Genomic DNA, 19,589 nt, shown 5'->3' on the forward strand with positions numbered 1-19,589 from the left:
GTTTCGCGGGCTGGTCCCTGTTGCGCGTAGCAAAGGCCACCGCCCCACTTAAGGTCACCAGATGGACATGCAATCCCGAATTCGCCGGCTGTTCCAGGCCAGCATCGATACCAAGCAACAGGCAATGGACATCCTGGCACCGCACATCGAGCAGGCCAGCCTGGTCATGGTCAATGCGCTGCTCAACGAGGGCAAGATGCTCGCCTGCGGCAACGGCGGCTCGGCCGGCGACGCCCAGCATTTCTCTTCGGAGCTGCTCAACCGCTTTGAGCGCGAGCGTCCGAGCCTGCCGGCAATCGCTTTGACCACCGACAGCTCGACACTGACCTCGATTGCCAACGACTACAGCTACAACGAAATCTTTTCCAAGCAGATTCGCGCCTTGGGCCAGCCCGGCGACGTCCTGCTGGCGATTTCGACCAGCGGCAACTCGGCAAACGTGATTCAAGCGATCCAGGCGGCACATGATCGCGAAATGATTGTCGTAGCATTGACCGGGCGTGACGGTGGCGGCATGGCTTCGCTGCTGTTGCCCGAGGACGTGGAGATCCGCGTACCCTCGACGGTCACTGCACGCATCCAGGAAGTCCACCTGCTGGCGATCCACTGCCTGTGTGATCTGATCGACAGCCAACTGTTCGGGAGTGAAGAATGATCCCCAAGCGCCTCGGCCTGATGGCCCTGACCCTGTGCCTGAGCGTCACCGGCTGCAGCTCGGTACTGACCTCGACCCGCAATTCGCCGATCGAGGATGATCGCGGCACTCGCACCATCGGCAGCAAGATCGACGACTCGCTGATCGAAACCAAGGCCGCTGTAAACATCTCCAAGGCCAACCCTGATCTGGACAAGGGTTCGCACATTGTCGTCAGCAGCTACAACGGCATTGTCCTGCTCGCCGGCCAAACCCCGCGCGCCGACCTGAAGAGCCTGGCCGAGCAGACTGCCAGCCAGGTGCAGCGGGTCAAGCGGGTGCATAACGAGCTGCAGGTGATGCAACCCTCCTCCATCCTTGCGCGCAATAACGACGCCTGGCTGACCACCAAGATCAAGACCCAGATGCTCACCGACAATGCCGTGCCCAGCTCACGCATCAAGGTCATCACCGAGAACGGTATCGTCTACCTGCTAGGCCTGGTTACCCGGCAGGAAGCCAACTCCGCCACTGCCGTGGTACAGGGCGTGTCGGGCGTGCAAAAGATCGTCAAGCTGTTCGAGTACATCGACTGATACGCTTGCCTGCACCGGCCCTCGCATACCGGCACAGGCATCCTAATGGCTCCACCTTCAGAACTTCAGGAAACACCGCATGAAAAAGCTTCTGCTGCCCGCCCTGTTGATCGGCGCCTTCGCCACCCTGGCCGGCTGCTCCACCCCTAGCCTGATCACCCTGAACGACGGTCGCGAATTCCAGACCGTTGACGAACCACAGTTTGATCAGGACTCCGGCTTCTACGAGTTCCAGCAGCTCGACGGTAAACAGACCCGCGTTAACCGTGACCAGATTCGCACCATCAGCGACCTGTAACCACCACCGTGCTGCAAAGAAAAAGGCGACCCAACCGGATCGCCTTTTTTGTTACTTGACCACCTTCAGGCTCGGCCGACCACTCGGGCGCGGCGGCTGCCCCCCACCTTCCGGCGGGCCATCATCATCCGGCTCGACACCCTCGTCTTCCAGCTCTTCACCCTCCATCAACGGAGGCTCCAGCTCGAAGACCATGCCTTGGCCGTTCTCCCGGGCATAAATGCCCAGAATCGCGCCGACCGGCACGAACAACGAGTGGGCAACGCCACCGAAGCGCCCCTCGAAGCTCACCGCGTCGTTGTCCATGTGCAGGCTGCGCACGGCACTTGGGGAAATGTTCAGGACGATCTGGCCGTCACTGGCGAAACCTTGCGGCACCTGGACTGCCGGATATTCGGCATTGACCAGCATATGGGGCGTGCAATCGTTGTCGACGATCCACTCGTACAGTGCTCGAACCAGATAGGGGCGACTGGAGTTCATCAACGGCTCCTTAAAGCTTGCGCATTTCACGTTCAACGGAGGACAGGCTCGCCAGGAAAGGCTCACGGGCGAACTGCCGCTCCATATAATCCAGCAGCGGCTTTGCTTGCCGCGGCAATTCGATACCCAGTACCGGCAAACGCCAGAGTATGGGCAATAGACAACAATCGACCAGGCTTTGCTCATCGCTCATGAAACAAGCGAACTCGTTGAACAATGGCGAGACGCCCGTCAGGCTCTCACGCAGTGCCTTGCGCGCCTCGGCACGAGCGGCATCACTGCTGCGCGAATCGAGCACGGTATCGGCCAGCGCGCACCAGTCACGCTGAATGCGATGCATCAACAAGCGGCTGTTACCACGCGCCACCGGATACACCGGCATCAGGGGCGGATGCGGATAACGCTCCTCGAGGTATTCCATCACCACGGTCGATTCATACAACGCAAGATCGCGGTCGACCAGGGTCGGCACGCTGCCGTAAGGGTTCACTTCACCCAGCTTGGGTGGCAGACGACCGGGATCGACGTCGATGATCTGCACGCTGACACCTTTCTCGGCGAGAACCAGGCGTACCCGATGAGAATAATGGTCAGCGGGGTCGGAATAGCAGGCTAACCTGATGGTCGCGCCCATGTAGCGCCTCCTCGCATGGGGATGCTTGTGAAACTGCAAATGCAAACGCGCCCTGGAGGCCCCTTCGCATACACGAGGGAGCGCCCAGGGCGCGTTCAACTACCAGAAACTACTGCGTGATCAGTGCACGTCCTTCCAGTATTCGCGCTTGAGCAAGTAGGCGAACACGAAGAAGAAGGCCAGGTACAGCAACACATACGTGCCGATGCGCTGGCTTTCCAGTTTGACCGGGTTGGCCGAATAGGCCAGGAAGGTCACCAGGTTCTTGACCTTCTCGTCGAACTGCTCAGGCGTCAGGGTACCGGAATTCGGCGTGATGGTCAGCTGGTCACACGCTTCATGGGTCAAAGGGCTGCCGGTCAAGGGGTCGAATTGCTTCTTGCCATCGACCACCATCTGCACCTGCTTGCACCCTATCACCTGATTGCCCTGCAGCCCGACCAGCACATTGGGCATACCGACATTCGGGAACACCTTGTTGTTAACCCCGTAAGGTCGCGACTTGTCCTCATAGAAGCTGCGCAGGTAGGTGTACAGCCAGTCGGTACCACGCACCCGGGCAACCAGGGTAAGGTCCGGTGGCGCAGCACCGAACCAGGTCTTGGCGTCATCGGGCTTCATGCCGATGTTCATGTGGTCGCCGATCTTGGCACCCGTGAACACCAGCTTCTCCAGCATCAACTCATGGGGTATTCCCAAGTCATCGGCTACGCGCTCGTAACGCTGGAACTTGGCACTGTGGCAACCCATGCAATAGTTGGCGAAAGTCCGTGCGCCATCCTGCATCGCAGCCTTGTCCGTCAGGTCGATATCGACTTTGTCCAGCTCCAGCCCCGGTCCGGCAGCAAAGGAAAAGGCAGGCATCACTGCCAGCAAAAATACTGCAATCAACTTTTTCATCAGCCAGTCACCCTTTCCGGAACCGGTTTGGTCTTCTCAAGCCTTGTGTAGAACGGCATCAGCAGGAAGTAGGCGAAGTACAGCACGGTGCACACCTGCGACAGCAGCGTGAGACCTGGCGTAGGTGCCAGCACCCCCAAAATGCCGAGGATGACGAAGGAAATGCAGAACACCAGCAGGAAGACCTTGCTGATCCAGCCCTTGTAGCGCATGGAGCGTACCGGGCTTCGATCGAGCCAAGGCAATACGAACAGCACGGCGATCGCCGCCCCCATGGCGATTACGCCCATCAACTTGTCGGGCACCGCACGCAGAATCGCGTAGAACGGCGTGAAGTACCAGACCGGCGCAATATGCTCAGGCGTCTTGAACGCATTGGCCTGTTCGAAGTTGGGTTTTTCCAGGAAGTAACCGCCCATTTCCGGGAAGAAGAACACTACCGCACAGAACACGAACAGGAACACCACCACGCCGACAATGTCCTTGACGGTGTAGTAAGGGTGGAACGGAATACCATCCAGCGGGATGCCGTTTTCGTCCTTTTTCTTCTTGATATCGACCCCGTCCGGGTTGTTCGAACCCACCTCGTGCAGGGCCAGAATGTGCAACACGACCAGCCCGAGAATGACGATCGGCAGGGCCACGACGTGCAGCGCGAAGAAGCGGTTCAGGGTAATGCCGGAAATAAGGTAGTCACCACGAATCCACTGGGTGAGATCGTCGCCGATCACCGGAATGGCACCGAACAGCGAGATGATCACCTGCGCCCCCCAGTAAGACATCTGACCCCACGGCAGCAGATAGCCCATGAAGGCCTCGGCCATCAGCGCCAGGTAGATCAGCATGCCGAACAGCCAGACCAGTTCACGTGGCTTCTGATAGGAGCCATAGAGCAGGCCGCGGAACATGTGCAGGTAGACCACGACAAAGAACGCCGAAGCACCGGTGGAGTGCAGGTAGCGCAGGATCCAGCCGTACTCCACGTCACGCATGATGTACTCGACCGAAGCGAAGGCCTCCTCCGCCGAGGGCGTGAAACTCATGGTCAGCCATACACCGGTGACAATCTGGTTGACCAGCACCAGCAGGGCCAGCGAGCCGAAGAAATACAGGAAGTTGAAGTTCTTGGGCGCGTAATACTTGCTCAGGTGCTCTTCCCACATCTTGGTGGCGGGGAAGCGAGCATCAATCCAGTCCATGAACTTGCTCATCATGCTTTCTCCTGGTCGACGCCGATGACGACGATGTCATCCGACTCGTAAGAGTGCGGCGGCACTGGCAGGTTGAGAGGCGCTGGCTGCGATTTGTAGACACGCCCCGCCAGGTCGTAGTGGGAACCATGGCAGGGGCAGAAATAGCCGCCCACCCACTTGGGCCCCAGATCGGCGGGCGCGACTTCCGGGCGGAAGGTCGGTGAGCACCCAAGGTGAGTGCACAGGCCCACGAGAATGAGGATTTCCGGCTTGATCGAGCGTACCTGGGGGTCGACGTACTCCGGCTGTACGGAGGCCTTCGATTCAGGGTCGGCGAGCTCGGCAGTGACTTTTTTCAGGTTACCGAGGATCTCATCCGTTCGCCGCACGATGAACACAGGCTGGCCACGCCATTCCGCAACCATCTGCTGCCCAGGCTCAACCTTGGCGATGTTGACCTTCACCGGTGCCCCGGCCGCCTTCGCCTTGGCGCTGGGAAACCATGACCCCACGAACGGTACCGCAGCCCCCACTGCCCCCGCTGCCCCGACCACGGATGTCGCGGCTACGAGGAAGCGGCGCCGGCCTGCGTTGACGCCGTCATTGCTCATTCAGTCCTCTCCCATCAGCTTGCTTGGCCTGTTGGATCAGGCCTGTACTTAGGTAATGTCTGTGGCACCCCAAATTGGCCGCCATGGTAAGAAACAAATCCACACAGTGACAAGGTGATTAACCCAGGTCTGGGCTACAACCCTCGCTTTGCTTGATCTGCGTCTATGCGACAGGACACCACGGACATGCTGACAGGTTAGTTCAAGCCATAAAAAAAGCCCGGTTCCAAAGAACCGGGCTTTTTTCGACTGCCGAAGCGGTATTAACGCTTGGAGTACTGAGGACGCTTACGCGCTTTACGCAGACCCACTTTCTTACGCTCGACTTCACGAGCGTCGCGGGTGACGTAGCCAGCACGACGCAGAGCGCCACGCAGGGTTTCGTCGTATTCCATCAGAGCGCGGGTGATACCGTGACGGATCGCACCGGCTTGACCGCTGACACCACCACCGGCAACGCTGACATAGATGTCGAACTTCGCGGTGGTCTCGGTCAGCTCCAGAGGCTGGCGAACAACCATACGAGCGGTTTCGCGGCCGAAGAAGGTGTCCAGAGGACGGTTGTTGATGGAGATGTTACCAGTACCCGGACGCAGGAAAACGCGAGCGGTTGCGGTCTTGCGACGGCCAGTGCCGTAATTTTGAGTCGCCGACATAATGAACTATCCCGTTAGATCTTCAGTTCTTGAGGCTGCTGAGCAGTGTGTGGGTGAGCAGCACCCGCGTACACTTTCAGCTTACGGTACATGTCGCGACCCAGCGGGTTCTTCGGCAGCATGCCTTTGACCGCGGTTTCGATAACACGCTCAGGGGCCTTGGCGATCAACTTCTCGAAGTTGATTTCCTTGATACCGCCCGGGAAGCCGGAGTGGGAGTAGTACATCTTGTCGGAAGACTTGGCGCCAGTTACACGGATTTGCTCGGCGTTGATGACGACGATGTAGTCGCCGGTGTCAACGTGAGGAGTGTATTCTGGTTTGTGCTTGCCACGCAGACGGCTAGCGATTTCGGTAGCCAGACGACCCAGGGTCTGGCCAGCGGCGTCGACTACGAACCACTCGCGCTTTACTGTTTCCGGTTTAGCAGTAAAAGTTTTCATTCTCTAAAGCCTCAGAGGCCGCCCAGCGAAAAATAGACGGCGAATCTTACTGGATAGTGCACAGCTTGCCAAGGGCAAGCGCGCAGCCGAACACAGACGCTTTTGGGGGCTCGGGTCGGGCACGCCAATGTTCGACGGGGTTCTTCCTGCGTGGTGGTGCATCACTTCCGCCACACGGAGAGGGGCCGAATTATCCAGATTGCGCGAAAAATTTCAACCTGCTTTTATGGGTGTCTTTGCCAAGGAGTGTTTTCCCGATGGAATACCGCAAGCTCGGCCGTACCGATCTCGATGTCAGCGCCCTGTGCCTGGGCACCATGACCTGGGGCGAGCAGAACGACGAGGCCGAGGCCTTCGCCCAGATCAAACTGGCCAAAACCAGCGGGGTCAATTTTATCGACACCGCCGAAATGTATCCGGTGCCGCCACGCCCCGAGACCTATGCCGCCACCGAGCGCATCATCGGCAACTGGTTCCGCCAGCACGGCGACCGTGATGACTGGATTCTCGCCAGCAAGGTCGCCGGCCCCGGCAACGGTATCAGCCACATCCGCGACGGCCAGCTCAAGCACAACCGCCAGCACATCGTGGCGGCGCTGGATGCGAGCCTTGAGCGCCTGCAAACCGACCGTATCGACCTGTATCAGCTGCACTGGCCGGAGCGCAGCACCAACTTCTTCGGCAAGCTGGGTTACCAGCACCTGCCGCATGACCTGTTCACCCCCCTGGAAGAAACCCTCGAGGTGCTCGACGAGCAGGTGCGGGCAGGCAAGATCCGCCACATTGGCCTTTCCAACGAAACGCCGTGGGGCACCATGAAGTTCCTGCACCTGGCCGAAACCCGCGGCTGGCCCCGGGCGGTGTCGATCCAGAACCCGTACAACCTGCTCAACCGCAGCTTCGAGGTGGGCCTGGCGGAAGTGGCCATCCGCGAGCAGTGTGGCCTGCTGGCCTACTCGCCGCTGGCCTTCGGCATGCTGTCGGGTAAATACGAGAACGGCGCCCGGCCGGAAAAAGGCCGCCTGACCCTGTTCAGCCGCTTCGCCCGCTACTCCAACCCGCAGACCGTGGCGGCCTGCAGCCGCTATGTGCAACTGGCCCAGGCACACGGGCTGGACCCGGCACAAATGGCCCTGGCATTCGTCACCCGCCAGCCCTTCGTGACCAGCAACATCATCGGTGCCACTGACCTGGTACAACTTCAGAGCAACCTCAAAAGCCTGGAGCTGAACCTGAGTGATGAGCTGCTGGCGGCGATCGAGGCCGTTCATCAGGAGCAGCCCAACCCGGCACCTTGAACAAAGCTGCAAGAAAAAGCAGAGCGGTGTCGCAGCCTCTGCTTTTTTCTTGCCGCTTGCAGCTTGAAGCTTGCAGCTCGACAAAAAACATAAGACGATCCAGCCGGTGATTGACCACTCTACCCTATAAGAACAATGACAATGATGTTTACCCAACCCTCCGCGTCATTGCGGCGCGTCAGCATCCTGGCCATTGACAAGGTGTTCGCTTCGACCTTGATGCAAGCCAAGGACTTTTTCCACCTCGCCAGCCTGCGCTACAGCAAACAGCTGGGCCTGGGCCTGCAGCCCATGTTCGAGATCTGCCTGGTGAGCCCCGACGGCCGGCCGGTGGACAGTTTCAGCAATGTGCAGCTGCCGGTCGATGGCGGCCTGGACGACGCCGATGTGATCATCCTCCCAGCCTTCTGGGAAGACTTCGACAACCTGCTGCAACGTTATCCGCAAGTGCTGCCCTGGTTGCGCGAGCAACATGCCCGCGGCGCCGTACTCTGCGCTGAAGCCAGCGGGGTATTCTGGCTGGCCGAGTCCGGCCTGCTCGACGGCAAGGAGGCGACCACCTACTGGCGCTTCTTCACCAGCTTCGCCGAGCGCTACCCGAAGATCCGGCTGAACCAGGACAAGCACCTGACCGACGCCGACAACCTTTACTGCGCCGGCGGCACCACCTCGGCCTGCGACCTGTACATCTACCTGATCGAACGCTTCTGCGGGGCCAACGTGGCCCGCGCCGTGGCCCGTGACATCCTCTACGAAGTGCAGCGCAACTACACCCCTGGGCGCATGGGTTTCGGTGGGCAGAAGCTGCACCAGGACCTGATCATCCTGCAGATTCAACACTGGCTCGAGGAGCACTTCGCCGACAAGTTCCGCTTCGAGGATGTGGCCCGCAACCATGGCATGAGCATCCGCAACTTCATGCGGCGCTTCCAGGGCGCGACCGGCGACAAGCCGCTGCACTACCTGCAGCGGCTACGGATAGAAACAGCCAAGGGGTTGCTGTCGAGCACACGCAAGAGCATCAAGACCATCAGCTATGAAGTCGGCTATGACGATGCGAGTTTCTTTGCGCGGCTGTTCCGCCAGCACACGGAGTTGTCGCCGAACCAGTATCGGCAGCAGTTTATGCAGGAAGCCTGAATTCAGCCCAAGCGACCGTCTGTAATCGATGGACTCGCCCCCGCCGAGGCATCACAGTGCCACGGTGGCGTTCTAAGAAGCCAACGGCAGCGAGGGCGAGTCCATGAAAAAGCATAGTTCGAAGCACGATTCCCTGTCTTCCACTGATGTGGAGCTTTGCACAACCATCTGCGTAGACCTGACCAAGCAGGTCTTCCAGCTAGCAGGCGAAGATGCTGCCGGCCGGGTGATCTACGAAGATCGCATCAAATCCCGCCAAGCCTTCCATGATTTCTTGCTCAAACTACCCGTGACGGTGACCGTCTTGATGATCAGCCAGACGATCGCCGCCTCTTGCGCTGGCTATCCCGCCTTGGGCGCAAGGAGGCGGCAATCAGACTGGCTAATCGGAATCTGCGGATAATCTGGGCTCTGCTGCAGAGTGGCCAGGTTTACCAACGCAAAGCGGAAAATCGGTCGGAGGCTGCTATGAGCCGCTGATCAACTGAGCAATGCCACCGGGCGCTGAGCGCTCCAACCCCTGCTAGTGAACATTGACCCTTGGTAAGACCGTCGCAGACAGATGCCCCCGCTCCTACAGGCCTGATGAGTGGCCTCAATGTAAACGGCACGCTGCGAGCTCACCACGATGTTGGCCAGAAGCAAAAAGCTTCCTTGAATAGGCCTGATACGTAGATGCAACCGGGTTCCTATGTTCAAAAAGCAGCTAAGTCCATACATAGGAGCGGCCTTGCTGGGGCGCCGGACCGGTCGGAAAGGGCTGCGCAGCGGCCCCGATGTTTTTTGTTGCGCCACAGAACCTGGGGCCGCTGCGCGCCCCTTTCGCGACGCAAGGCCGCTCCTACAGCGCAAGGACCTCAGGGCTTGTGCGCGCGGGCCAGGAATTCGTGCGACTGCATCTCCAGCAACCGGCTCAAGGTGCGCTGGAACTCGAAGCTCAGGCGCCCACCGGTGTACAAATCCTTCAGCTCTACCTCGGCCGAAATGATCAGCTTGACGTTGCGGTCGTAGAACTCGTCCACCATGTTGATGAAGCGCCGGGCGATGTCGTCGGTGGTGACGCCCATCTGCTCGACGTTGCTCAACAGCACGGCATGGAAAATCTTGCCCAGTTCAATGTAGTCGTTCTGGCTGCGCGGCCCGTCGCACAGGGCGCGGAAGTCGAACCAGGCGACATCGTCACAGGTACGCAGCGCATGGATCGGGCGGTTCTCGATCATCAGCACGTCATTGTCGACGGCCTGGGTGCACTCGGGTGTCAGCGCCTTGAAGCTCGCACGCATGCTCTGCTCGGCAGCCTCGTCGAGCGGGAAGTGGAACAGTTCGGCCTGCTCCAGGTGACGCAGGCGGTAGTCGACCCCGCTGTCGACGTTCACCACGTCCGTATACTGCTTGATCATGGCGATGGCCGGCAGGAAGCGCGCACGCTGCAGGCCATCCTTGTACAGGCCGTCGGGGACGATGTTGGAGGTCGCCACCAGCGATACGCCGTTCTTGAACAGCTCTTCCATCAGGGTGCCGAGGATCATGGCATCGGTGATGTCGGAGACGAAGAATTCGTCGAAACAGATCACCTTGGCTTCATCGCTGAAGCGCTTGGCGATCAGGGTCAGCGGGTTCTTCTCGCCCTTGAGGGTTTTCATCTCCTCGTGCACCCGCTTCATGAAGCGGTGGAAGTGCGTACGCATCTTCTGCTTGAACGGCAGCGCTTCATAGAAGGTATCGACCAAGTAGGTCTTGCCCCGGCCTACCCCGCCCCAGAAATACAGGCCTTTGACCGGCGTCTGCTCCTTCTTGCCGAACAGCTTGCCGAACATGCCCGGCTTGTTGTTCTGCGCGTGCACCAGGTCGTCGTACAGGCGCTGCAAGTGACGCACCGCAGTTTCCTGCGCCGCATCATGGAAGAAGTCGGGACGTTTCAGATCTGCTTGATATCGTTCTAGGGGCGTCATGATTTCGTTAGCGAGGCAACAAAAAACGGGCCGTCACTGTAGCGACCGGCCCGCCTAATGGCAATCAGACTTGCGTCAAACTGTCTCAGTCCTGCTGCGGCGCCAGGGCCTCACGCAGGCTTTGAACGGCCATGTCACGGGCCTGGGCACTGGCAAACTGCGGCCCGTCGGCAACCTGCTCGCCGTTCAGCCACAAGCTGAAGCCCAGGCCTTCGACACGCACATCGGCGTCGCCGCCCTGCTGCAACTGCTTGCTCACCGCGCCCGCGCTCTTGCCGTCGGCGAAGCTGCGAGACAACAGCAGTTGCTCGCCATCAGCGGCCAACAGGCGGAAGCGGAAGCTGCCGTCCTCGTCACGGAAGCTGACGAAGCGTGCGCTCTTGACGGCCTTCTTCTTCACCTCTGTAGTGGCCTGCACGCTGCTACGGAACGAGCGCAGGCCAACGGCCTCGCGCAGTTGCTCGAGGAACGGCGTGGCGGTCTTGCGGGCCTTGGCAGCGCCGGCCAGCAGGATGTCTTCCAGGTCCGACGGGCGGGAAATCAGTTGGTGATAGTGCTCACGCTTCTCGGCCAGTTGCCCGTCAAGCAGCTGGAACAGGCGCTGCTTGGCCTCGCCCCAGCCCAGGCCCTGCAGCAGTTCTTCGCGGAACTCGGCGCATTGCACCGGCGTCGAGAAGGCCTGGAACAGGGTGAACAGGTGCGCGTTGTCCGGGTCTTTCGCTTCGCCAGGTGCGCGCGAGTCGGTGACGATGCGCGAAATGGCGTCCTTCATGTCCTTGGCGCTGGAGAAAAGCGGGATCGTGTTGTCATAGCTCTTGGACATCTTGCGCCCGTCCAGGCCAGGCAACGTCGCCACACTTTCTTCGATAACCGCCTCTGGCAAGGCGAAGAAGTCCTTGCCTTGGCCGAACAGGTGGTTGAAGCGCTGGCCGATGTCACGGGCCATTTCCACGTGCTGGATCTGGTCGCGACCGACCGGCACCTTGTGCGCGTTGAACATCAGGATGTCCGCCGCCATCAGCACCGGGTAGCTGTAAAGGCCCATGGTCACGCCGGCGTCCGGGTCTTCGCCATTCTCGAGGTTCTTGTCCACCGAAGCCTTGTAGGCGTGCGCACGGTTGAGCAGGCCCTTGGCCGCGACGCAGGTGAGCAGCCAGGTCAGCTCGGGAATCTCGGGAATATCGGACTGACGGTAGAAGGTCACTTTGTCCGGGTCGAGGCCGCCGGCCAGCCAGGTAGCAGCGATTTCCAGACGCGAGCGCTGAATGCGCAGCGGGTCATCGCACTTGATCAGGGCGTGGTAGTCGGCCAAAAAGTAGAACGAGTCGGCCCCTGGCTGCTGGCTGGCGACGATCGCCGGGCGAATGGCACCGGCGTAGTTGCCCAGGTGTGGGGTACCGGTGGTGGTGATACCAGTGAGAATGCGCGTGGTCATGGGTGTTCGCTTATTCAGGCTTGGCTCAATTCGAAAGGCGCGGCAGCAGCAGATCCTTCAGATCGGTCAGCTTGCCATGGAAGAAGTGTCCGCATTCTGCCACTTTCAGCAGCTCATGGGGGCGCGGCAGCGTGTCAGACCATTCGTAAACGAGCTGCGGTGCAACGACTTCGTCGGCATCTGGCTGCACCACGGTGATCGGGCAGCGCTGCGGCAAGGGGAACTCTGCAGTCAGGCGCATCACGGCCGGGGCAATCATGAACAGGTGCTGCAGCGTGACGTCGGCGCTCTCAAGGCGCCCGGCCAGGCAGGTGGCGACAAAGCCGCCGAACGAGAAGCCCATCAACACCAGCGGCAGGTGCGGGTGTTTTTCGCGCAACCAGGATGCGGCAGCTTGTGCGTCGGCCACTTCACCAGCGCCCATGTCATGGCTGCCCGCGCTCTGGCCAACACCGCGGTAATTGAAACGCAATGTCACGTAGCCAGCGTCGCGTGCCGTGCGCTGCAGGGTCGAGACCACCTTGTTGAGCATGGTGCCACCCTGAACCGGATTGGGGTGGCAGATCAGCACCGCGCCACGGGCGTCGGCCACGTCCAGGTACAAGGCTTCCAGCTGGCCGACGGGGCCATCGATGAACAAGGGGGTTTCGCGGACAAGCAAGGCACTCACTCCGTGACCTCGAAGGGGGTCGATTCGTCTAGGGTAGGAATTCTGTTCTGATTTGCGATCGCTCGCGGTATACAGCGCAGGTCTGAGCCGTTAACGTAAAGCAAAGCCGTTTATAGAGGAAGGACTCGTGGAACTCTCGCTCCTTGTTTGGTTGTTGCCAACCCTGGCCCTGGTCATCGGTGTGGCGGTCGGTTTCATCGTGGCCCGCCTGCTGCCCAATGCTGCGCCGACCAACACCCAGCGCCAACTGGACGACATCCAGAAGCGCTTCGACAGCTACCAGAACGAAGTGGTCACCCACTTCAACAGCACCGCAATGCTGGTCAAGAAACTGACCCAGAGCTACCAGGATGTCCAGGATCACCTGGCCGAAGGCGCCAATAGCTTGGCCCTCGATGAAGTCACTCGCCAGCGCCTGCTGGCTGCACTGCACTCCGAGTCGGCCCAGGCACCACGTGACCGCCTGACGCCGCCGAAGGACACCGCCGAAGTACCGCGCGACTATGCGCCAAAAGCGCCGAACTCGCCGGGCATGCTTGACGAGAGCTACGGGCTCAAGCGTTGATCTGCTGAACACGTAAAAGGCCTCGTAAGAGGCCTTTTTTGTGGATGCCGTTTTCCTGCCCGTGTACGACCCAGTGTAGGAGCGGCCTCGCGCCGCGAACGGGCTGCAAAGCAGCCCCGGCAATCTTGCAGGATGGCTGAAATCCGGGGGCCGCTGCGCGCCCCTTTCGCGGCACAAGGCCGCTCCTACAGATGCCCCAGCGCCTGCTCGATGTCCGCCAGCAGGTCTTGCACATCCTCCAGCCCCACCGATAACCTCACCAGCCCCTCCGATATCCCGTGATGCGCCCTCTCCTGCGGTGTGTAGCTGGAATGGGTCATGCTCGCCGGGTGCTGCGCCAGCGACTCGGCATCCCCCAGGCTCACTGCCCGGGCAAACAGCTGCAGGGCATTCATGAAGCGCCGCCCAGCCTCGAAACCACCCTTGAGCTCAAACGCAATCATCCCGCCCGGCAAACGCATCTGCCGCTGTGCCAGTTCGTACTGGGCAAACGACGGCAACCCCGGGTAATGAATCAGCTCTACCTGCGACTGCCGAGCCAGGCATTGCGCCACCTGCAGTGCATTGGCGCAGTGCCGGTCCATGCGCAGTGCAAGGGTCTTGATACCGCGCATCAATAGCGAAGCGTCATGCGGCGAAAGCACAGCCCCGGTCATGTCTTTCAGCCCTTCCAGGCGAATGCGGTCGACCAGCGCTTTGCGCCCCACCACCAGGCCGGCGGTAATGTCGCCATGGCCACTGAGGTACTTGGTCGCCGAATGCACCACCAAGTCCGCCCCAAGCTCCAGCGGCCGCTGCAGATAAGGCGTGCAGTAGGTGTTATCGACCACCACAAGCACATCACTGCCTTGCACTGCCTCGACGACGGCCGCTATATCCACCAATTGCATGTTGGGGTTGGCCGGCGTTTCGAAGTAGATCATCCGCGTTTTGCCGTTGATCGCCGCTTTCATGGCCTTGGCATCGTTAAGGTCGACATGGCGAATCTTGACCCCGAACTCGCCGATGCCATGGTGCAGGAACGCGAAGGTGCAGCCATACAAGGTGCGCCCGACGATCAACTCATCACCAGGCCGCAGCAGGGTCCAGATGGTCGAAGTGATGGCGCCCATCCCCGACGCCAGCGCCAATCCCGCCTCACCGCCCTCCAGCGAGGCCATGCGCTGCTCAAGCAAGGCCAGGGTGGGGTTGGAGATGCGGCTGTAGAAGTGCCCCGCCTCCTCCCCGGCGAAGCAGGCAGCACCGTATTCGACAGTCGGGAAGGCATAGGTAGCGGTCTGGTACACCGGTGGCACCAGGGCACCACCGTGGGAAAGCGGGTCGTAGCCATGGTGAATGGCCCGTGTGGAAAAACCGGTGTTGTTATGGGAGTCGCGCATCGCAACAGCCTCTTGTGGTTTGTTATAAGCTTATGCCACCGAGCTGCCCGATTTTTTCCAAAATAGCCCACGCATCTGCGTGCTTGCTGGAACAAAAACAACAATTAACGGACCAGGAGGGCAAAACATGCCTTCAAGCCTCGACCGCACCGACCGCGCCCTACTCGCCGCCTTACAGGACAACGCCCGCCTCACCGTCGCCGAACTCGCCGACCAGGTAGCCCTGACCACCTCGCCCTGCTGGCGACGGGTCAAGCTGCTGGAAGACAACGGCTACATCACCGGCTACCAGGCTATTCTTTCGCCCAAATCGCTAGGGTTTGGGGTAACTGCGTTCGTCAGCATCATGATGGACTCGCACACCAAGGAAATGGCGCTGGCGTTCGAGCAGCGGCTGATGGAAATCCCCGAGATCGTCGCCTGCCACAACATCTCCGGGCGCTATGACTTCCTGCTGGAAATCCTCGCACGGGACCTGGAGTCGTTCGGCGAATTTACCCGCGAAGTGCTGCAGCGCTTGCCCGGGGTGAAGGAGATTTATTCGAGTTTTTCCTACAAGGCAGTTAAGGAAAAACGCGTGATCCCCGTGTCGGAAACGCATATCTGAATGAGACCTTTCAAGCCGGAAGTAGGGCTAGCTTTCCCCATTTCCTCCAATGAGCAGTTGCTCAATAACACAACCAGTCAAAAAGTCACCTAAGAGCGCACTAAAATCTAAATCCACATAAAACCACCAAGCGTATTAAGTTTGGTGGTCTACATTCAGCGAAACGCGATTATGCATCACGGATAGTCATGTGGAATCTTAATGAGTGGCGGAGGGATTGGTGGATAGACCTCCGGATATATTTTGGTTCTACGCGGCAGCCGTCCAGGCACATAGCCATAGCGCGCCCATCGCACCTCCCCATTACGACCGTCAAAGATCAGGATATTTCCCGTATCAGTCAACGCAAGATAGTTGTTTTCCCAGTAGGACCTATCCAGTGTTTCAGTGGGCTGTGCGGACCAGATCCGCAGTCGGACAGGATCATATAAAAATCCGGAGTTGCTGACAACGAACTGGAGTGACTCGCGAGTTCGTAACCGAAATGTAGAGCTATGAGGTTGACTCTCGTCTGCCACCCATACGACGGTCCCCCCATCTTCCAACACAAGATTTCCATCACTTCGAAGACGCAGAATAAACCGGCCATTCTCTGATTTTATAAACTGCCCAGCCTGCATGGCTTGATTAGGAGGTAGCAATATCCCACCAGAACCAAGGAAAGGCTGATAGCGTATTTTCCGATACTTACTTCGCCCCATTGCACACCTCATTCCTATGGATACACATGGAGTGCTCAAGCAGCGCTCCATGGCCATCATGGGTACATAGCGCGCAAAACAACACATAGAATTACTCCCCACCAAATCCGGAACAAATTCCTACGCATCAAGGCGGAATTTCCTACACCTATTGCGCCATACTAATTCTCGAAAACAAGGCATAATTCAAGAACAAACCGCTCACCCAGTCCCTGCACAGCAACGTGTACCCCTCGAGCAAATAATTACTTTAACGAACTCTACCCATGAAAAAGCTAGCGATCACCACCCTATTATTCCTAAGTGGATGCACCGGCGAAATGCCTATGCTTCTCCCTGACAAACAAGAAATCCACTTTAAATGCGACATGGACCCCTACAAGCAGGGCTGCGAACGACAGAAGGATTACCAAGAACACTTCCGATGGATAGATAACACAAAACAAAACAACCCTACGGAGTAATTACTCGAAATTCGAAATCCATGTGCTTGCTTCGCGACAACACAGAACTGCAGCAGCCTCATGCAGACCTGCCAAAGGCAATCGAGCGCAGGATCCGGCAGATACAATTGGAGCAGCAGATCTGTTTCGACTGTCTGCCTAACTTCGTACAGCATCAGGTGGTTCAGGCCACGTCCATTCAGGATACCGATACCCTGCCCCAGCGGCTGTCGGCATACTTGAATACCGCCAACGGTCTGATTGAGGCCAAGAAGGCGCAAGTACCGGCATTCAGCGAATCCAACCCGAACATCATCGGGCCACTGTCCAAGCCGCAAACCGAAGCCTTGCAACATTTGGTCTATGAGCAGGCCACACGTCGAGCCGGACAACTGTGGGCGGACTAACATCGCGCACTCGCGCTGACCGAATCCATTCGCTACCTGCAAGGGTTCAGCGCTGCGATGCAACCTGGCTCAGCGCGCCATTGAGGTGGAGCAACTTCAAGCCAGGCACGCGGCAGAACAGGCTGCGGCACAGGAAGCTGCGCGGCTGAAGGCCGAGACGCAATGATTGGCTGCCGAGGAAGCTGCACGAAAACAGGCAGAAGTCGAACGACTGGCAGCACACGCTGAACGTCAGCGCCAAGAAGCGGCACGCCAACGCATCAGCTACATCAGCGATGCCCGAACCGCATCCTCAGTACCCACCATCACTCCGATCGGCGCGGCAACGTTCGCACTAGCGGAAAGTGCGTCCACTGTAATGCTGGAGGCTATCAAAGCAGCAGTAGCTGGCATGGGGGCGGTGACCGTTGCGGCTGCTCCTCAGTTCATCGTCACCGCTCTGGCAGCAGCTTGGCCATCAACACTCGGTAGTGCTGATCGGCGCTACCTTGTCAGCACCCCACTCTCCAGACCCAAGCCTTCTTGGCACTTTCGGCGCCTTGGCCATCATCTTTTCCACCGGATGTAGCGGATTAGCCATGCGCCCTCCAATAAACAAAAAACCCGCCGAAGCGGGTTTTTTGATGCAGCAGCCAGCGCTTAGATCGCGCCGCGCTGACGCAGCACGTCCAGCACCTGTTTCACACCTTCGTCCACGCTAGTGGCCTGGGTGTCGATAACAAGGTCAGCATCCAGCGGCACATCGAACGGGAAGCTTTCACCCGGGATGTTGTCTCCACCGGCAGCGTACAGGCCTTGCGGGTCGCGCTCACGGCAGGCCAATGGCGAGGCCTGGACGTAAACGGTCACCAGGCGCTCCTTGCCGATCAGCGCCTTGGCCTGCTCGCGGCCTTCGGCATCCGGGGCCACGAACGCGGCCAGGGTCAGCAGGCCGGCTTCGTTGAACTGGCGCGCCACATGGGCGGCGCGGCGCCAGTTTTCGGTGCGACCGGCGCGGTCTTGCGGCAGGCCCTTGTTCAGGTCGTGGCGCAGGTTCTGGCCGTCGAGCACGTACACCGCACGGCCCATGTCGAACAGCTTGCGCTCCACGGCATAGGCCAGGGTGCTCTTGCCAGCGCCGGACAGGCCGCTGAACAGCACGGTGGCTGGCTGCTGGCCGAAGCGCAGGGCGCGCTCTTCGGTAGACACGTGGGCCTGCTTGCCATGCTGGCCGGTGCTGCCGTGCGGCAGAACAGGCGGAGCGATGATCATGCCGGCGCCGACGGTGCCGTTGGTCAGGCGGTCGATGACGATGAACGCACCGGTGGTGCGGTTGCTGTCGTAGCCGTCCAGGGCGATGGCGCTGTCCAGCGACACCTTGACGCGACCGATTTCGTTCAGCTGCAGCGCGCTGGCTGCATCTTTTTCGAGGGTGTTCACATCGACCTTGTGGGTGATGCTGGCAATCGAGCCCGGCACGTAGCTGGTGGCGCGCTTGATGTCGTATTTCTTGCCCGGCAGCATCGGTTCTTCGGCCATCCATACCAGCATGGCGTCGAACTGGTCGGTCACTGGCGGGACGTTGTCGGCATGCACCAGCAGGTCGCCACGGGAGATGTCGATCTCGTCTTCCATGGTCAGGGTCACGGCCTGGCCCGGGCCGGCGTTCTCCAGCTCACCTTCGTAGGTGACGATGGACTTGACCCGGCTGCTCTTGCCCGACGGCAGTACGACGATTTCGTCACCTTTGTGCACAACGCCGCTGGCAAGGGTACCGGCGAAGCCGCGGAAGTTCAGGTTCGGGCGGTTGACGTACTGCACCGGGAAACGCAGGTCGGTGAAGTTGCGGTCGGCCGCGACCTCGACGGTTTCGAGGATTTCCATCAGCGCAGGGCCGGTGTACCACGGCGAACGCTCGCTGCGGTTCACCACGTTGTCGCCCTTGAGCGCCGACATCGGCACGAAGTGCAGGCTGCTCGGGGTCAGGTTGATGGCGTCGGCGAACTTCAGGTAGTCGGCCTTGATTTCCTCGAAGACGCCTTCATCGAAGCCTTTGAGGTCCATCTTGTTGACCGCGACGACGATGTGCTTGATGCCCAGCAACGAAGCGATGTAGCTGTGGCGGCGGGTCTGGGTCTGCACGCCGTAGCGGGCATCGACCAGAATGATCGCCAGGTCACAGGTGGACGCGCCGGTGGCCATGTTACGGGTGTACTGCTCGTGGCCCGGGGTATCGGCAATGATGAACTTGCGCTTGGCAGTGGAGAAGTAGCGGTAGGCGACATCGATGGTGATGCCCTGCTCACGCTCGGCCTGCAGGCCATCGACCAGCAGCGCCAGGTCGACTTCCTCACCGGTGGTGCCGGACTTCTTCGAATCACGGGTGATGGCCTCGAGGTGGTCCTCGTAGATCATCTTGGAGTCGTGCAGCAGGCGCCCGATCAGGGTGCTCTTGCCGTCGTCGACGTTGCCGCAGGTCAGGAAACGCAGCAGTTCCTTGCGCTCGTGCTGGGCCAGGTAGGCGAGGATGTCCTCGCTGATCAGATCAGATTGGTGCGACATGGA

The 19,589-nt window shown here is 59.7% G+C and carries 20 protein-coding genes and 1 pseudogene; 9 read left to right on the forward strand and 12 right to left on the reverse strand.

Annotated elements, in window-relative coordinates; genetic code table 11:
- Positions 1-61 precede the first annotated feature (61 nt).
- From IWW33_RS06660 to IWW33_RS06670, 3 genes are all read left to right on the forward strand, one after another.
- A complete protein-coding gene (locus IWW33_RS06660) occupies positions 62-655 on the forward strand; it encodes a phosphoheptose isomerase (RefSeq protein ID WP_008097558.1) in 594 nt (197 codons plus the stop codon).
- Positions 652-1,230, forward strand: a complete 579-nt coding sequence (locus tag IWW33_RS06665) for a BON domain-containing protein (protein WP_115273637.1) — start codon at positions 652-654, stop codon at positions 1,228-1,230. Before IWW33_RS06660 ends, IWW33_RS06665 begins: the two co-directional genes overlap by 4 nt.
- 79 nt (positions 1,231-1,309) lie before the next feature.
- The gene (locus IWW33_RS06670) at positions 1,310-1,528 is read left to right on the forward strand and encodes a YgdI/YgdR family lipoprotein (RefSeq protein WP_046784845.1); all 219 of its coding nucleotides are present in this window, start codon (positions 1,310-1,312) and stop codon (positions 1,526-1,528) included.
- A 51-nt stretch (positions 1,529-1,579) separates the two neighbouring features.
- Here the strand turns inward: IWW33_RS06670 and IWW33_RS06675 are convergent, their stop codons facing one another.
- From IWW33_RS06675 to rplM, 7 genes are all read right to left on the reverse strand, one after another.
- Positions 1,580-2,011 (reverse strand): ClpXP protease specificity-enhancing factor, encoded by a 432-nt coding sequence (locus IWW33_RS06675; RefSeq protein WP_046784844.1) that lies wholly within the window; start codon positions 2,009-2,011, stop codon positions 1,580-1,582.
- 10 nt (positions 2,012-2,021) lie between these two features.
- Positions 2,022-2,645: a glutathione S-transferase N-terminal domain-containing protein gene (locus IWW33_RS06680; protein WP_046784843.1), complete on the reverse strand. Its 624-nt coding sequence runs from the start codon at positions 2,643-2,645 to the stop codon at positions 2,022-2,024.
- Between the two features lie 120 nt (positions 2,646-2,765).
- Positions 2,766-3,545 (reverse strand): cytochrome c1, encoded by a 780-nt coding sequence (locus IWW33_RS06685; RefSeq protein WP_012312852.1) that lies wholly within the window; start codon positions 3,543-3,545, stop codon positions 2,766-2,768.
- Positions 3,545-4,756 carry a cytochrome bc complex cytochrome b subunit gene (locus IWW33_RS06690; RefSeq protein ID WP_196914443.1) on the reverse strand — a complete coding sequence of 404 codons (1,212 nt, stop codon included), beginning with the start codon at positions 4,754-4,756 and terminating at the stop codon, positions 3,545-3,547. The genes IWW33_RS06685 and IWW33_RS06690 overlap by 1 nt, the downstream gene beginning before the upstream one ends.
- Positions 4,756-5,349, reverse strand: coding sequence for a ubiquinol-cytochrome c reductase iron-sulfur subunit (gene petA, locus IWW33_RS06695; RefSeq protein ID WP_039604011.1), 594 nt, complete (start codon positions 5,347-5,349; stop codon positions 4,756-4,758). The genes IWW33_RS06690 and petA overlap by 1 nt, the downstream gene beginning before the upstream one ends.
- 263 nt (positions 5,350-5,612) lie before the next feature.
- Complete coding sequence (gene rpsI, locus IWW33_RS06700) at positions 5,613-6,005, reverse strand: 30S ribosomal protein S9 (protein ID WP_196914256.1); 393 nt, start codon at positions 6,003-6,005, stop codon at positions 5,613-5,615.
- 14 nt (positions 6,006-6,019) lie between these two features.
- Positions 6,020-6,448 carry a 50S ribosomal protein L13 gene (gene rplM / locus IWW33_RS06705; protein ID WP_008097538.1) on the reverse strand — a complete coding sequence of 143 codons (429 nt, stop codon included), beginning with the start codon at positions 6,446-6,448 and terminating at the stop codon, positions 6,020-6,022.
- Positions 6,449-6,705: 257 nt separating this feature from the next.
- Between rplM and IWW33_RS06710 the strand changes: the two genes are divergently transcribed.
- From IWW33_RS06710 to IWW33_RS06720, 3 genes and pseudogenes are all read left to right on the forward strand, one after another.
- The gene (locus IWW33_RS06710; RefSeq protein ID WP_119688319.1) at positions 6,706-7,746 is read left to right on the forward strand and encodes an NADP(H)-dependent aldo-keto reductase; all 1,041 of its coding nucleotides are present in this window, start codon (positions 6,706-6,708) and stop codon (positions 7,744-7,746) included.
- A gap of 219 nt (positions 7,747-7,965) precedes the next feature.
- Positions 7,966-8,886 carry a GlxA family transcriptional regulator gene (locus tag IWW33_RS06715; RefSeq protein WP_174142280.1) on the forward strand — a complete coding sequence of 307 codons (921 nt, stop codon included), beginning with the start codon at positions 7,966-7,968 and terminating at the stop codon, positions 8,884-8,886.
- Between the two features lie 148 nt (positions 8,887-9,034).
- A pseudogene (locus IWW33_RS06720) lies at positions 9,035-9,196 on the forward strand (IS110 family transposase); the annotation flags it as partial.
- Between the two features lie 547 nt (positions 9,197-9,743).
- Here the strand turns inward: IWW33_RS06720 and zapE are convergent.
- From zapE to IWW33_RS06735, 3 genes are all read right to left on the reverse strand, one after another.
- The gene (gene zapE, locus IWW33_RS06725) at positions 9,744-10,838 is read right to left on the reverse strand and encodes a cell division protein ZapE (protein WP_039603943.1); all 1,095 of its coding nucleotides are present in this window, start codon (positions 10,836-10,838) and stop codon (positions 9,744-9,746) included.
- Between the two features lie 85 nt (positions 10,839-10,923).
- Positions 10,924-12,273: a tryptophan--tRNA ligase gene (locus IWW33_RS06730; protein ID WP_046784839.1), complete on the reverse strand. Its 1,350-nt coding sequence runs from the start codon at positions 12,271-12,273 to the stop codon at positions 10,924-10,926.
- A 25-nt stretch (positions 12,274-12,298) separates the two neighbouring features.
- Entirely contained in the window at positions 12,299-12,934 is a 636-nt protein-coding gene (locus tag IWW33_RS06735; protein ID WP_174142279.1) for an alpha/beta fold hydrolase, read from the reverse strand.
- A gap of 136 nt (positions 12,935-13,070) precedes the next feature.
- Between IWW33_RS06735 and IWW33_RS06740 the strand changes: the two genes are divergently transcribed.
- A complete protein-coding gene (locus IWW33_RS06740; protein WP_012312843.1) occupies positions 13,071-13,508 on the forward strand; it encodes a DUF1043 family protein in 438 nt (145 codons plus the stop codon).
- 185 nt (positions 13,509-13,693) lie between these two features.
- Here the strand turns inward: IWW33_RS06740 and IWW33_RS06745 are convergent, their stop codons facing one another.
- The gene (locus IWW33_RS06745) at positions 13,694-14,887 is read right to left on the reverse strand and encodes a methionine gamma-lyase (RefSeq protein WP_174142270.1); all 1,194 of its coding nucleotides are present in this window, start codon (positions 14,885-14,887) and stop codon (positions 13,694-13,696) included.
- A 127-nt stretch (positions 14,888-15,014) separates the two neighbouring features.
- Here IWW33_RS06745 and IWW33_RS06750 point away from each other — a divergent pair, with 127 nt between their 5' ends.
- A complete protein-coding gene (locus IWW33_RS06750) occupies positions 15,015-15,494 on the forward strand; it encodes an Lrp/AsnC family transcriptional regulator (RefSeq protein WP_039604488.1) in 480 nt (159 codons plus the stop codon).
- 1,191 nt (positions 15,495-16,685) lie between these two features.
- Positions 16,686-17,045 (forward strand): hypothetical protein, encoded by a 360-nt coding sequence (locus IWW33_RS06755; RefSeq protein ID WP_147405238.1) that lies wholly within the window; start codon positions 16,686-16,688, stop codon positions 17,043-17,045.
- A 639-nt stretch (positions 17,046-17,684) separates the two neighbouring features.
- On the opposite strand, the gene cysN is transcribed toward IWW33_RS06755, so the two are convergent.
- Positions 17,685-19,586, reverse strand: coding sequence for a sulfate adenylyltransferase subunit CysN (cysN, locus tag IWW33_RS06760; RefSeq protein ID WP_046784834.1), 1,902 nt, complete (start codon positions 19,584-19,586; stop codon positions 17,685-17,687).
- Positions 19,587-19,589 lie beyond the last annotated feature (3 nt).

Source organism: Pseudomonas sp. M2, assembly GCF_015751845.1.
GTDB lineage: Bacteria > Pseudomonadota > Gammaproteobacteria > Pseudomonadales > Pseudomonadaceae > Aquipseudomonas > Aquipseudomonas putida_E.

Excerpts from the sequence above, each read along its gene's own strand:
- IWW33_RS06660 (WP_008097558.1), top strand. The coding sequence starts at position 62 with ATGGACATGCAATCCCGAATTCGCCGGCTGTTCCAGGCCAGCATCGAT.
- IWW33_RS06665 (WP_115273637.1), top strand. The coding sequence starts at position 652 with ATGATCCCCAAGCGCCTCGGCCTGATGGCCCTGACCCTGTGCCTGAGC.
- IWW33_RS06670 (WP_046784845.1), top strand. The coding sequence starts at position 1,310 with ATGAAAAAGCTTCTGCTGCCCGCCCTGTTGATCGGCGCCTTCGCCACC.
- IWW33_RS06675 (WP_046784844.1), bottom strand. The coding sequence starts at position 2,011 with ATGAACTCCAGTCGCCCCTATCTGGTTCGAGCACTGTACGAGTGGATC.
- IWW33_RS06680 (WP_046784843.1), bottom strand. The coding sequence starts at position 2,645 with ATGGGCGCGACCATCAGGTTAGCCTGCTATTCCGACCCCGCTGACCAT.
- IWW33_RS06685 (WP_012312852.1), bottom strand. The coding sequence starts at position 3,545 with ATGAAAAAGTTGATTGCAGTATTTTTGCTGGCAGTGATGCCTGCCTTT.
- IWW33_RS06690 (WP_196914443.1), bottom strand. The coding sequence starts at position 4,756 with ATGAGCAAGTTCATGGACTGGATTGATGCTCGCTTCCCCGCCACCAAG.
- petA (WP_039604011.1), bottom strand. The coding sequence starts at position 5,349 with ATGAGCAATGACGGCGTCAACGCAGGCCGGCGCCGCTTCCTCGTAGCC.
- rpsI (WP_196914256.1), bottom strand. The coding sequence starts at position 6,005 with ATGTCGGCGACTCAAAATTACGGCACTGGCCGTCGCAAGACCGCAACC.
- rplM (WP_008097538.1), bottom strand. The coding sequence starts at position 6,448 with ATGAAAACTTTTACTGCTAAACCGGAAACAGTAAAGCGCGAGTGGTTC.
- IWW33_RS06710 (WP_119688319.1), top strand. The coding sequence starts at position 6,706 with ATGGAATACCGCAAGCTCGGCCGTACCGATCTCGATGTCAGCGCCCTG.
- IWW33_RS06715 (WP_174142280.1), top strand. The coding sequence starts at position 7,966 with ATGCAAGCCAAGGACTTTTTCCACCTCGCCAGCCTGCGCTACAGCAAA.
- zapE (WP_039603943.1), bottom strand. The coding sequence starts at position 10,838 with ATGACGCCCCTAGAACGATATCAAGCAGATCTGAAACGTCCCGACTTC.
- IWW33_RS06730 (WP_046784839.1), bottom strand. The coding sequence starts at position 12,273 with ATGACCACGCGCATTCTCACTGGTATCACCACCACCGGTACCCCACAC.
- IWW33_RS06745 (WP_174142270.1), bottom strand. The coding sequence starts at position 14,887 with ATGCGCGACTCCCATAACAACACCGGTTTTTCCACACGGGCCATTCAC.
- IWW33_RS06750 (WP_039604488.1), top strand. The coding sequence starts at position 15,015 with ATGCCTTCAAGCCTCGACCGCACCGACCGCGCCCTACTCGCCGCCTTA.
- cysN (WP_046784834.1), bottom strand. The coding sequence starts at position 19,586 with ATGTCGCACCAATCTGATCTGATCAGCGAGGACATCCTCGCCTACCTG.